General features: G+C 48.1%; 13 protein-coding genes. 12 read left to right on the top strand and 1 reads right to left on the bottom strand.

What is annotated here, in order from left to right; all coding sequences use genetic code 11:
• Positions 1-124: 124 nt before the first annotated feature.
• The 5 genes from queA (at position 125) to secF (ending at position 5,690) form a co-directional block, all read left to right on the top strand.
• On the top strand, positions 125-1,171 hold the full coding sequence (queA, locus tag ACRC27_RS11400) for a tRNA preQ1(34) S-adenosylmethionine ribosyltransferase-isomerase QueA (protein ID WP_438639911.1): 1,047 nt from the start codon (positions 125-127) through the stop codon (positions 1,169-1,171).
• Between the two features lie 148 nt (positions 1,172-1,319).
• Positions 1,320-2,447: a tRNA guanosine(34) transglycosylase Tgt gene (tgt, locus tag ACRC27_RS11395; RefSeq protein WP_438623617.1), complete on the top strand. Its 1,128-nt coding sequence runs from the start codon at positions 1,320-1,322 to the stop codon at positions 2,445-2,447.
• Between the two features lie 55 nt (positions 2,448-2,502).
• Positions 2,503-2,838 (top strand): preprotein translocase subunit YajC, encoded by a 336-nt coding sequence (gene yajC / locus ACRC27_RS11390; RefSeq protein WP_438623616.1) that lies wholly within the window; start codon positions 2,503-2,505, stop codon positions 2,836-2,838.
• 27 nt (positions 2,839-2,865) lie between these two features.
• On the top strand, positions 2,866-4,716 hold the full coding sequence (gene secD / locus ACRC27_RS11385) for a protein translocase subunit SecD (protein ID WP_438623615.1): 1,851 nt from the start codon (positions 2,866-2,868) through the stop codon (positions 4,714-4,716).
• 65 nt (positions 4,717-4,781) lie between these two features.
• Positions 4,782-5,690: a protein translocase subunit SecF gene (gene secF / locus ACRC27_RS11380; protein ID WP_438623664.1), complete on the top strand. Its 909-nt coding sequence runs from the start codon at positions 4,782-4,784 to the stop codon at positions 5,688-5,690.
• A gap of 234 nt (positions 5,691-5,924) precedes the next feature.
• Here the strand turns inward: secF and suhB are convergent, their stop codons facing one another.
• Positions 5,925-6,728, bottom strand: a complete 804-nt coding sequence (gene suhB / locus ACRC27_RS11375; protein ID WP_438623614.1) for an inositol-1-monophosphatase — start codon at positions 6,726-6,728, stop codon at positions 5,925-5,927.
• A gap of 249 nt (positions 6,729-6,977) precedes the next feature.
• Between suhB and trmJ the strand changes: the two genes are divergently transcribed.
• The 7 genes from trmJ to ACRC27_RS11340 form a co-directional block, all read left to right on the top strand.
• Positions 6,978-7,727 (top strand): tRNA (cytosine(32)/uridine(32)-2'-O)-methyltransferase TrmJ, encoded by a 750-nt coding sequence (gene trmJ, locus ACRC27_RS11370; protein ID WP_438623613.1) that lies wholly within the window; start codon positions 6,978-6,980, stop codon positions 7,725-7,727.
• Between the two features lie 78 nt (positions 7,728-7,805).
• Complete coding sequence (gene iscR / locus ACRC27_RS11365; RefSeq protein WP_438623612.1) at positions 7,806-8,306, top strand: Fe-S cluster assembly transcriptional regulator IscR; 501 nt, start codon at positions 7,806-7,808, stop codon at positions 8,304-8,306.
• A 55-nt stretch (positions 8,307-8,361) separates the two neighbouring features.
• On the top strand, positions 8,362-9,576 hold the full coding sequence (locus ACRC27_RS11360) for an IscS subfamily cysteine desulfurase (RefSeq protein WP_438623611.1): 1,215 nt from the start codon (positions 8,362-8,364) through the stop codon (positions 9,574-9,576).
• Between the two features lie 27 nt (positions 9,577-9,603).
• Positions 9,604-9,993: a Fe-S cluster assembly scaffold IscU gene (gene iscU, locus ACRC27_RS11355; RefSeq protein WP_438623610.1), complete on the top strand. Its 390-nt coding sequence runs from the start codon at positions 9,604-9,606 to the stop codon at positions 9,991-9,993.
• A gap of 32 nt (positions 9,994-10,025) precedes the next feature.
• Positions 10,026-10,349 (top strand): iron-sulfur cluster assembly protein IscA, encoded by a 324-nt coding sequence (gene iscA, locus ACRC27_RS11350; RefSeq protein ID WP_438623609.1) that lies wholly within the window; start codon positions 10,026-10,028, stop codon positions 10,347-10,349.
• Positions 10,350-10,398: 49 nt separating this feature from the next.
• On the top strand, positions 10,399-10,920 hold the full coding sequence (hscB, locus tag ACRC27_RS11345; RefSeq protein ID WP_438623608.1) for a co-chaperone HscB: 522 nt from the start codon (positions 10,399-10,401) through the stop codon (positions 10,918-10,920).
• Positions 10,921-10,934: 14 nt separating this feature from the next.
• A partial coding sequence (locus ACRC27_RS11340) for an Hsp70 family protein (protein WP_438639910.1) occupies positions 10,935-11,217 on the top strand: 283 nt, incomplete at its 3' end.

The following is an 11,217-nucleotide window of genomic DNA, read 5'->3' as shown; positions in this document are numbered from 1 at the left end:
GTCTGCACTGAACTAAAAACGGCACACACATCACGGTTGATAACGCAAGAAAACCCTGATAACAACTTGAAGACACAAGCAGGCGGCTCTAGACTACCCGCCTGTTTATTTACCGGTATTGGTTATGCGTGTAGCTGATTTTTCGTTTTCCCTGCCTGAAGAGCTGATTGCGCGTTATCCGCAACCTGAACGTACGGCAAGCCGCTTGTTGTCGCTCAATGGCACAACAGGCACACTGACACACGGGGCATTTCCCGATGTGCTTGATAACATTCAGGCCGGTGATCTCATGGTGTTCAATAACACCCGAGTGATCCCCGCGCGCATGTTTGGTCGTAAAGCCTCTGGCGGCAAAATAGAAGTATTGGTTGAACGTGTGCTCGATGATCAGCGTATTCTGGCCCATGTCCGCTCATCTAAATCCCCGAAACCTAACACAGAGCTACTGTTGGGGGATGACGAAAGCGTACGTGCGACTATGTTGGCACGGCATGATGCTCTATTTGAAATCCGCTTTGATGATCCGCGCAGCGTATTTACTATCTTAGACGCAATTGGCCATATGCCACTGCCGCCCTATATTGATCGCCCAGATGAAGAGAGCGATAAAGAGCGTTATCAAACAGTTTACAACACAACCCCAGGTGCTGTGGCTGCGCCTACTGCGGGGCTGCATTTTGATGATGTCATGCTCGAAAAACTTAAAGCCAAAGGTGTTGAACTGGCATTTGTTACCCTGCATGTAGGCGCAGGCACTTTTCAGCCGGTGCGGGTAGATACGCTTGAAGAACATCACATGCACTCAGAGTATGCCGATGTATCACAAGATGTTGTTGATGCCGTATTAGCCTGTAAAGCACGCGGAAATCGAGTCATCGCGGTAGGCACAACCTCTGTGCGCTCACTGGAAAGCGCCGCGAAAGCCGCAGGTGATAATGCACTTATCGCACCGTTCCAGCGTGATACCGATATTTTTATCTATCCGGGTATTCAATTTAAAGTGGTTGATGCATTAGTGACCAATTTTCATTTGCCGGAATCAACCTTAATTATGTTGGTTTCTGCCTTTGCCGGATACGAACATACTATGCATGCCTATCAACAAGCTGTTGAGCATAAATACCGTTTTTTCAGCTACGGCGATGCGATGTTCATCACGCGCCAAGCGTAAAAAGGCAACACAAACCTTAACAAAGAGTCGGTTAGCACAATAACTGACGTGTTAAGTGCAGATTATCGGTATAATTACCGCTCCACACTGTGGTGGAGTAGCGTCAGCAATAAAACATCAGACTGTTTCTCTGATGTTGGGAGGATAAGTGAAGTACGAACTGATTGGCACCGAAGGAAACGCGCGTCGTGGACGCCTTATTTTTGACCGTGGCGTAGTCGAGACCCCTGCATTTATGCCGGTGGGTACTTACGGCACCGTAAAAGGCATGACCCCAGAAGAAGTGCAGCAAACTGGCGCACAAATTCTACTCGGTAATACCTTTCACCTGTGGTTGCGTCCGGGGCAAGATATCATGCGTAAACATGGTGATCTGCACGACTTTATGAAGTGGCCAGGCCCTATTCTGACCGACTCCGGTGGTTTTCAGGTTTTCAGTTTAGGCGATATTCGTAAGATCACCGAAGAGGGCGTACATTTTCGCAGCCCAGTTAATGGTGACAAAATCTTTCTAAGCCCTGAAAAATCCATGGAAATTCAGTACGATCTGGGTTCTGACATCGTCATGATCTTTGACGAATGTACCCCTTATCCGGCAGACTGGGATTATGCAAAGCGCTCAATGGAGATGTCACTGCGTTGGGCCGATCGTTGCCGTGTGCATTTTGACCAGTTAGGGAACAAAAATGCCCTGTTTGGTATCGTACAAGGTAGCGTATACGAAGATTTGCGTGATATCTCGGTAAAAGGCCTCACTGATATCGGTTTTGACGGCTATGCTGTGGGCGGACTCGCCGTCGGCGAGCCGAAAGAAGACATGCACCGTATTTTGGAGCACACCTGTCCGAAATTACCACAAGACAAACCACGTTATTTGATGGGCGTGGGTAAGCCAGAAGACCTTGTCGAAGGCGTACGTCGTGGTATTGATATGTTTGACTGTGTGATGCCTACCCGAAATGCGCGTAATGGCCACTTGTTTGTTACCGATGGCGTGGTAAAAATTCGTAATGCCAAGTATCGTGATGACTTAGCACCGCTAGATGCTGAGTGTGATTGCTACACATGCCGCAATTATACACGCGCCTACTTGTATCATTTAGACCGTTGTAACGAAATTCTGGGTGCTCGTTTAAACACCATCCATAATCTGCGTTATTACCAGCGTTTGATGGCCGGTATCCGTCAATCGATTGAAGAGGGTAAGTTTGCCGAATTTGTGACAGCGTTCTATACCCGTATTGGAAAACCTGTTCCACCACTGAATCAGCAATAACGTTGAGATTTGTGTAATTTAAATCACCAATAATATAGATGAGGAATATTCACCGATGAGTTTGTTCATTTCTGACGCTTATGCGGCCGCCGGAGCTCCGGCACAGGGAAGCAGCCTACAATTGATTTTCATGCTGGTTATTTTTGGTCTGATTTTCTATTTCATGATTTACCGCCCGCAAGCTAAGCGTACTAAAGAGCATAAAAACCTGATGGATTCCATCAGCAAAGGCGACGAAGTATTGACCAACGGTGGTCTGATTGGTCGTGTTGCTAAGGTGAATGCTGAAACCGGTTATCTGGCGATTGCGCTAAATGACACGACAGAAGTCACCATCAAGAAAGACTTCGTGACTGCCGTTCTGCCAAAAGGCACGATGAAGTCTCTGTAATTTAAATACTTCCCTAAGGGGATCGTCGTGTTAAACCGTTATCCTTTATGGAAGTATCTGATGGTGGCCTTCGTGGTCACCATTGGTGCGTTGTACGCGCTTCCAAACATCTATGGCGAAGACCCGGCAATTCAGATTTCGGGTGTTCGTGGTGCATCTACTGATGTACAAACGCTGGATAAAGTAAAAGAACTTCTGGCGAGCAAAAATCTTCCGGTAAAAGCCATTGCACTGGAAGACGGCACTATTTTAGTGCGTTTTAAAGATACTGATGAGCAGCTGACTGCGCGTGATATTGTTGCTGAAACATTGGGTGATAAATATACCGTAGCACTTAACCTTGCTGCCGCAACCCCAAATTGGTTGGAAAGCATCGGCGCTAATCCGATGAAACTCGGCCTTGATCTGCGTGGTGGCGTACACTTCCTGATGGAAGTCGATATGGATGCCGCGTTAGGCAAGCTGCAAGAGCAAACTGCAGACAGCTTCCGTTCAGAACTGCGTGAACAGCGTATTCGTTACAGCGCTGTCCGTAAAGTGGACTCAGGCGCCGTTGAAGTGCGTTTTCGTGATGCAGCAGACTTAAAAGCCGCCTTAGCTTACCTTGAACCTCTGCACCGTGATCTGGTATTTACCAGCCTCGATGGTCAAAATGCCTTTACCGCGAAACTCAGTGAAGCACGCCTTAAAGAGGCCCGTGAATACGCCGTACAGCAAAATATCACTATTTTGCGTAACCGCGTAAACGAGCTTGGCGTAGCCGAACCGATTGTACAGCGTCAGGGTGCTAACCGTATTGTTGTTGAACTGCCGGGGATCCAAGATACTGCTCGTGCCAAAGAGATTTTAGGTGCAACAGCCACACTTGAGTTCCGTTTGGTGAATAACCAAGCTGATCTGCAGGCCGCTGTAAATGGCCGTGTACCGGGTGACTCTGAAATTCAACTGATGCGCGATGGCAGCCCAGTACTGCTGTATAAAAAAGTGGTGCTGACCGGTGATCACATCACCGATTCAAGTGCCAGCGCTGATGAGTATAACCGTGCACAAGTGAACATCTCCCTTGACGGGGAAGGTGGCACTAAGATGGCTAACTTTACCAAAGATAACATCGGCAAACCGATGGCTACCCTGTTTAGTGAATACAAAGACAGTGGCAAGCGCGATGCCAACGGTAAAGTCATTTTGCAAAAGCACGATGAAGTCATCAACGTTGCGACTATCCAGTCACGTTTAGGCCGTAGCTTCCGGATCACCGGAATCGACAGTCAGGCTGAAGCTCACAACCTCTCTTTGCTGCTGCGTGCCGGTGCTCTGATTGCACCTATCCAGATAGTGGAAGAGCGGACTATCGGTCCATCACTGGGTGCACAAAACATTCAGCAAGGTCTTGATGCCTGTATGTGGGGCTTGGCTGCCGTTGTTATCTTCATGGCGATTTACTACCGTAAATTTGGCCTGATTGCGATCAGCGCACTGCTGGCGAATCTGGTGATGATTATCGGGATCATGTCGATGCTACCGGGGGCAACCCTGACCATGCCGGGTATTGCCGGTATCGTCTTGACGGTGGGGATGGCCGTTGATGCCAACGTATTGATCTTTGAGCGGATACGTGAAGAGATGCGCAATGGTCGCTCTATTCAGCAAGCCATTCACGAAGGTTACAGCAATGCATTTTCCAGTATTGCCGATGCCAACGTCACCACACTGATTACCGCGTTGATCCTGTATGCAGTGGGTACTGGCCCGGTTAAAGGCTTTGCTATCACCCTCAGCATCGGTATTGCGACATCAATGTTTACCGCCATTATCGGTACCCGCGCTATCGTAAACTTCCTTTACGGTGGCAAGCGCATTGATAAGCTATCAATCTAAGGAGTGCCGACGTGGTAGCTGAAAAAAATAACATTCCCGAGAATAAGCCAAAGATCATTGATTTTATGCGTCTTGGCCCTGCAGCGTTTGTATTCTCACTGGCGCTGATGGTGATTTCATTCGGGATTATCTTTACCAAGGGCTTTAACTGGGGTCTTGATTTCACCGGCGGTACGCTGATTGAAGTCAACTTCTCACGGCCTGCGGATTTAAGTTTAGTTCGTGATGAGTTGCAAAAGGCCGGCTTTGATAATGCCATCGTACAAAACTTTGGTACTTCACGTGATGTTATGGTGCGTATGCCACCAAAAGATAACATCAAAGGTGAAGAGCTGGGGCAGCGTGTATTGGCAGCAGTACAAAGCGGTGTTGATACACAAGCACAGGTTCACCGTATCGAGTTTGTTGGCCCCAATGTGGGCGGTGAGCTCGCTCAAGCCGGTGGCATGGCTATTTTGGTATCACTGTTAAGTATCTTACTGTATGTCGGTGTGCGTTTTGAATGGCGTCTGGCAATGGGTGCAGTGCTCTCATTGGCACATGACATCATCATTACGCTCGGCGTGTTGTCTTTGTTCCAGATAGAACTCGATCTAACTATTGTGGCATCACTGCTATCAGTGGTTGGTTATTCACTGAACGATACCATCGTTGTATTTGACCGGATCCGTGAAAACTTCCGTAAAGTACGCCGTGGTACACCGGCAGAGATCTTGAACCTATCACTGACACAAACCCTTAGCCGTACGCTGATGACATCCGGTACTACGCTGGTCGTTGTGCTATCACTGTTTGTTTTTGGTGGTGCACTGATCCACGGTTTTGCTACCGTAATGCTCATTGGTGTGGGTATCGGTACTTACTCATCCATCTATGTTGCATCTGCGTTGGCACTGAAACTGGGTGTGAAGCGTGAGCACATGCTGCCACCGGTGGTAGAGAAAGAGGGCGCTGATCTCGAGCGTTTACCTTAACGTTTGACCTTAGCGTAGTGATATCCGGTATCAACCATCCGATTGAGTCTTTGTGAATACAGCGGCTCAATCGGTACTTAAAGACCGGAAGGGTAAGTGATGATGGTGCAATTATCGTAGATAGTGTAATTATCATAATAGCTATACCCTATCCCACATAATAAAAAACCGCATCAGCCTTAGCCGATGCGGTTTTTTTAAATCTATTACTGACCTGTTTTGGTCAGTGACTACTTAACGCTTCAGCGCTTCGCTCAGATCATCACGCATAGTGGCCAGCATGGCACGAACAACACGTGGATTACCCGCTACGGTGTTACCGCTGTGCAGGTGGTTATGTCCACCCACGAAATCGCACACAATACCGCCCGCTTCACGAACCATCAGCTCACCGGCTGCGGTATCCCACGGCTTTAAGCCCAGCTCAAAGAAACCGTCTACACGGCCCGCAGCCACATAAGCCAGATCCAGCGCAGCAGAACCGGTACGGCGGAAATCAGCACACTGTGTGAACAGGGTTGATAAAATTGCCATGTACGGAGCTGCGTGTTGCTTAGCTTTGAACGGGAAGCCGGTTGCCAGAATAGTACCGTTAAGGTCTTTAGCATCACCACAACGTAAACGGTAGCCGTTCAGTTGTGCGCCGCTGCCGCGTGTCGCGGTAAAGAGTTCATTACGGATAGGATCGTATACCACAGCCACTTCGGTGCGGCCTTTGATGCGCACAGCGATAGAGACTGAGAAATGAGGAATACGTTTGATGAAGTTGGTTGTACCATCCAGCGGATCGATAACCCATTGTACATCAGCATCTTCACCAATATGTTCGCCACACTCTTCACTGATGATAGAGTGATTTGGGTATGATTTTTGGATGGTGTTAATGATTGATTTCTCAGCGGCTTTGTCGATATTGGTGACAAAGTCGTTTACACCCTTCTGGGTTGCCTCAACAGAATCTGGTTGTTCATAAGCTTTGGCAATAACGTTACCAGCCTTGCGCGCAGCACGCACGGCAATGTTCAGCATCGGATGCATAGGTCTCTTCCGGTGGATGTTGTTAAAGAACGGGAAAACGGTGGCGGAGTATAGCAAGTTAACCAGTAAAAAAGCAAAGAGTGTTTTTTTATTGGCCGAACTGGGTGATCATCGCTGTGGCTCTGAATCACTGCGCAACCTGTTGGAAATATGCTAATATAATTCCCTTTTTTGAGCGTGTTGATCTTGGGGCGTTATCGTCACCTCGGTCAACTCACCCATCGTCTGATTAACCACGTTAGAGCGATCATGTTAGAGAATGTGCGAATTGTCCTGGTAGAAACCTCCCACACCGGCAACATGGGGTCTACCGCGCGAGCAATGAAAACCATGGGGCTGACCAACTTGTATTTGGTTAACCCAAAAGTTGAGCCCGACTCACAGGCAATTGCTCTGGCAGCAGGGGCGAGCGATGTTATCGGCCAAGCTAAAATTGTGGCATCACTCGATGAAGCTATCGGTGATTGTGGTCTGGTTATCGGCACTAGCGCGCGTTCACGTACTCTACAGTGGCCGCTGATTGAACCTCGCGAGTGTGGTCAACGTATTGCCAGTGAATCACGCCATCATCCGGTTGCACTGGTCTTTGGCCGTGAGCGGGTTGGGCTGACCAATGAAGAGCTGCAAAAGTGCAACTACCATGTCACCATTCCTGCCAATCCTGAGTATAGCTCACTGAATTTGGCCATGGCGGTACAACTGTTGGCTTATGAAATTCGCATGAACTTTCTTGAGCAGACACGCGCCAGTGAAGCGGATTATACCGCGCAAGAGAGCCCATATCCGCTAAGTGATGATCTTGAGCGCTTTTATCAGCATCTTGAACAGGTGCTGACCGATGTGAACTTTATTCGTACCGAAACGCCGAGTGCGGTAATGAGCAAATTGCGCCGCATGTATACCCGCGCGCGCCCAGAAGCGGCAGAGTTAAACATCTTGCGCGGCATGCTAACAGCAGTACAAAAAAACAAGCGTAAACAAGATAATAATCCTGAGTAAAATGGTCGGGCTTATACTTGACTGTTTTAGTCGGGAATGGCACAATATCCCTACATTTATTAGAGGATGAAGTGCCGCATGAGACTGACATCAAAAGGACGTTACGCAGTGACCGCTATGTTAGATGTGGCACTGCATTCAGAGCAAGGGCCTGTAACACTTGCTGAGATCTCCGAGCGTCAAGGGATCTCTCTTTCATACCTCGAACAGCTGTTCGCACGGTTGCGCAAACACGGTTTAGTGAACAGTGTACGCGGGCCAGGCGGTGGTTATTTACTGGGTAAACCGTCTGATAGTATCGCCGTAGGCATGGTGATTTCAGCGGTAGATGAATCCGTTGATGCCACCAAGTGTTTAGGGAAGGGTGACTGTCAGGGCGGTGTTCGCTGCCTGACGCATACATTATGGCGTGATCTTAGCGATAGGATCAGTGGGTTTTTAAACAACATTACGTTAGCGGAATTAATGGCGAATCAAGATGTTCTGCATGTGGCCGATCGCCAAGAAAATGCGCTTCGCCATACCGCGCAGAAAGCATCATTGAACACAGATGTGCAAAATATAAAGCTAAGCGTCTGATTTTAAAATTGATTTTAAAATAATAAAACCTAACGAAATGTTTTGGAGCAATGACATGAAATTGCCTATTTATCTTGATTATTCTGCAACCTGTCCAATGGACCCGCGTGTTGCCGAAAAAATGATGCAGTTTATGACGATGGATGGCACGTTTGGTAATCCAGCGTCGCGTTCGCATCGTTTCGGTTGGCAGGCAGAAGAGGCCGTTGATATTGCGCGCAATCAGATTGCCGAGCTGGTCAACGCTGATCCGCGTGAGATAGTCTTTACCTCAGGTGCAACTGAAGCAGATAACCTGGCAATTAAAGGCGTTGCTAATTTTTACGGTAAAAAAGGTAAGCACATCATTACCTGTAAAACCGAGCATAAAGCCGTGCTAGACACCTGCCGCCAGATGGAGCGTGAAGGTTTTGAGGTCACCTATCTTGATCCTGAACCAAGTGGTTTGGTTGATCTTGATAAACTGGCCGCGGCAATGCGCGATGACACCATTTTAGTCTCTATCATGCATGTGAATAATGAGATTGGTGTGATTCAAGATATCGCTGCTATCGGTGAAATGTGCCGCAGCCGTGGAATTTTATTCCACGTTGATGCCACCCAAAGTGTGGGTAAAATCCCCGTTGATCTTTCCACACTCAAAGTTGATCTGATGGCCTTCTCTGCACACAAAGTGTATGGCCCGAAAGGTATTGGTGCACTGTATGTCCGCCGTAAACCGCGTGTTCGTTTAGAAGCACAAATGCACGGCGGTGGACATGAGCGTGGCATGCGTTCCGGCACGCTACCCGTACACCAAATTGTTGGCATGGGTGAAGCTTACCGTATCGCTAAAGAAGAGATGGACGTTGAAATGGCGCGTATCCGCACACTGCGTGACCGTCTGCTTAATGGCCTAAAAGATATGGAAGCTGTCTATGTGAACGGCAGTCTTGAACAGCGTATGGCCGGAAACCTCAACATCAGCTTTGCCTATGTTGAAGGTGAGTCATTGATCATGGCGCTCAAAGATCTGGCTGTATCCTCAGGTTCTGCCTGTACTTCTGCCAGCCTTGAACCCTCTTATGTTTTACGCGCGCTAGGCCTGAATGATGAGCTTGCACACAGCTCTATTCGTTTCTCAATTGGCCGTTATACCACGGAAGAACAGGTCGATTATGCCATTGAACTGTGCCGCACAGCGGTAACACGGCTGCGTGAACTTTCGCCTCTGTGGGATATGTACCAAGAAGGCGTAGATTTAAGCACTGTTGAATGGGCGCACCATTAATTTCTTACAGGATTGAGGATAGAGATCATGGCATACAGCGAAAAGGTCATTGACCACTACGAAAACCCACGTAACGTCGGTGCGTTTGATAAAAATGATGCACAAGTCGGCAGCGGTATGGTCGGCGCTCCTGCGTGCGGCGATGTAATGAAACTGCAAATTAAAGTCAGCGAAAACGGCATCATTGAAGATGCACGCTTTAAAACTTATGGTTGCGGTTCAGCTATTGCATCAAGCTCACTGGTGACCGAGTGGGTAAAAGGCAAAAGTCTTGATGAAGCAGCAGCCATTAAAAATACCGATATTGCAGAAGAGCTAGCTCTGCCTCCGGTAAAAATTCACTGCTCTATTTTAGCGGAAGATGCAATTAAAGCCGCGATTGCTGATTATAAAAGCAAACATAACAGCGCAGAATAACCACAAAAACGAGTCAAAGAGGTTGTAGAGTAATGGCGATCACCATGAGCGAAAGCGCAGAGAACCGAGTCCGCACGTTTTTAACTAATCGTGGAAAAGGGCTGGGATTACGTTTAGGTGTGAAAACATCTGGCTGTTCCGGTATGGCGTATGTGCTTGAGTTTGTTGATGTATTGAACGATGACGATGTCGTGTTTGAGACCAACGGCGTAAAGGTGATTGTTGATCAAAAAAGCCTACAATTTCTTGATGGCACAGAGTTGGATTTTGCGCGTGAAGGGTTAAATGAAGGCTTCAAATTCAATAACCCGAATGTGACGGGTGAGTGTGGTTGCGGTGAAAGCTTCAATGTGTAAGCCGCCGCTTACCCGTATCATTTTGTAGTCAACGCTGGGTTGTATCCGCATGAACTACTTTGAATTATTTGGGCTGCCAGTCTGCTTTAAGGTCGACGGCAGCCTTTTAACATCTCACTATCGTGAGCTGCAAAAACAGAATCATCCTGATAAATTTGCAACAGCATCAGAGCGTGATCGTCTTTTGGCGGTACAAAATGCTGCCAACATCAATGAAGGTTACCAAACACTGCGTGATCCTTTGCTGCGAGCAGAATATTTGCTGGCTCAAAATGGGGTTTCATTGCATGCAGAGCAGCAGACCTTGCGTGATCCTGAGTTTTTGATGCAGCAAATGATGCTGCGTGAAGAGCTCGAAGAGATTGAGCAGGCGAGCTCCGCAGACATTGAGACGCTGCTGGGCGAATTTGAGCAACGCCTCACGGTGATGAACCGTACGCGTATGCAGCAGTTGCAAGATGATCTGGAAAAGGCGCAGTGGGATCAGGCCGCTGATCATGTGCGTAAACTTAAATTTTTAGCCAAACTCCGGCAGGAAATTGAGCGGTTAGAAGATAACCTGTTGGGGTAATAACGGAAAATAATATGGCGTTATTACAAATTGCTGAACCTGGGCAAATGGCTGCGCCGCATCAGCATCGTCTGGCGGCGGGTATTGATTTAGGCACCACAAACTCACTGGTTGCATCGGTACGCAGTGGTCAGGCGCAAACACTGCCTGATGATCAGGGGCATCATTTGCTGCCTTCTGCCGTGTATTATGGTCATGTTGATGTGGCAACCACGCCAGAGGCTAATCCCTCTGCTGCCGTATCGCTAATGAGCAGTCCACAGGTTGGATGGCATGCCCGTACGCAAGCTGCACAAG

This window comes from Plesiomonas sp. (assembly GCF_051650925.1).
GTDB lineage: Bacteria > Pseudomonadota > Gammaproteobacteria > Enterobacterales > CAMTGL01 > Plesiomonas.
Note: the sequence above shows the minus strand (reverse complement) of the source record. Positions and strands in the feature narration are given on the sequence as shown.